The 1192-nt window shown below is 65.4% G+C and carries 1 protein-coding gene; it reads left to right on the plus strand.

The features are described 5' to 3' along the window. Nucleotides 1-1190, plus strand: a 1190-nt coding sequence (tuf, locus tag VP06_RS32950) for an elongation factor Tu (protein WP_063928490.1), incomplete at its 5' end; no start/stop codon positions are given. Nucleotides 1191-1192: the final 2 nt, after the last annotated feature.

Here is a 1192-nt window from a genome sequence, read left to right on the forward strand (position 1 = left end):
TGGCCAAGGAAAAGTTTTCGCGGACGAAGCCGCACTGCAACATCGGCACCATCGGTCACGTTGACCATGGCAAGACCTCTCTGACCGCGGCGATCACGAAGGTCCTGGCCGAGACGGGTGGGGCGACGTTCACGGCGTATGACCAGATCGACAAGGCGCCGGAGGAGAAGGCGCGCGGGATCACGATCTCGACGGCGCATGTCGAGTACGAGACCGCGAACCGTCACTACGCGCACGTGGATTGCCCCGGGCACGCCGACTACGTGAAGAACATGATCACGGGTGCGGCGCAGATGGACGGCGCGATCCTGGTCGTGTCGGCGGCGGACGGCCCGATGCCGCAGACCCGCGAGCACATCCTGCTGGCGCGGCAGGTCGGCGTTCCGGCGCTGGTGGTGTTCATGAACAAGGTCGACATGGTCGACGACGAGGAGCTGCTCGAGCTTGTCGAGCTGGAAGTGCGCGAGCTTCTGTCGAAGTACGACTTCCCGGGCGACGACATCCCGATCACCAAGGGCTCGGCGTTGTGCGCGCTGGAGAACCGCGAGCCGAAGATCGGCCACGAGGCGATCCTGGAGCTGATGAAGACGGTGGATGCGTACATTCCGCAGCCTGATCGTCCGATCGACCTTCCGTTCCTGATGCCGATTGAGGACGTGTTCTCGATTTCGGGGCGCGGCACGGTGGTGACGGGCCGCGTCGAGCGCGGGATCATCAAGGTGGGTGAGACGGTGGAGATCGTCGGGATCCGCCCGACGACGACGACGACGGTGACGGGCGTCGAGATGTTCCGCAAGCTTCTGGACCAGGGGCAGGCGGGCGACAACGTCGGGGTTCTGCTGCGCGGCACCAAGCGCGAGGACGTGGAGCGTGGGCAGGTCGTGTGCAAGCCGGGTTCGGTGAAGCCGCACACGAAGTTCAAGGCCGAGGCGTACATCCTGACGAAGGACGAGGGCGGGCGTCACACGCCGTTCTTCACCAACTACCGTCCGCAATTCTACTTCCGGACGACGGACGTGACGGGGGTGTGCCAGCTGCCCGAGGGCACCGAGATGGTGATGCCGGGCGACAACGTGACGATGGACGTGACGCTGATCGTGCCGGTCGCGATGGAGGAGAAGCTGCGCTTCGCCATCCGCGAGGGCGGCCGCACCGTCGGCGCAGGCGTCGTCGCCTCCATCACCGAGTAAGC

It is taken from the genome of Methylobacterium aquaticum, assembly GCF_001043915.1.
Taxonomy (GTDB): domain Bacteria; phylum Pseudomonadota; class Alphaproteobacteria; order Rhizobiales; family Beijerinckiaceae; genus Methylobacterium; species Methylobacterium aquaticum.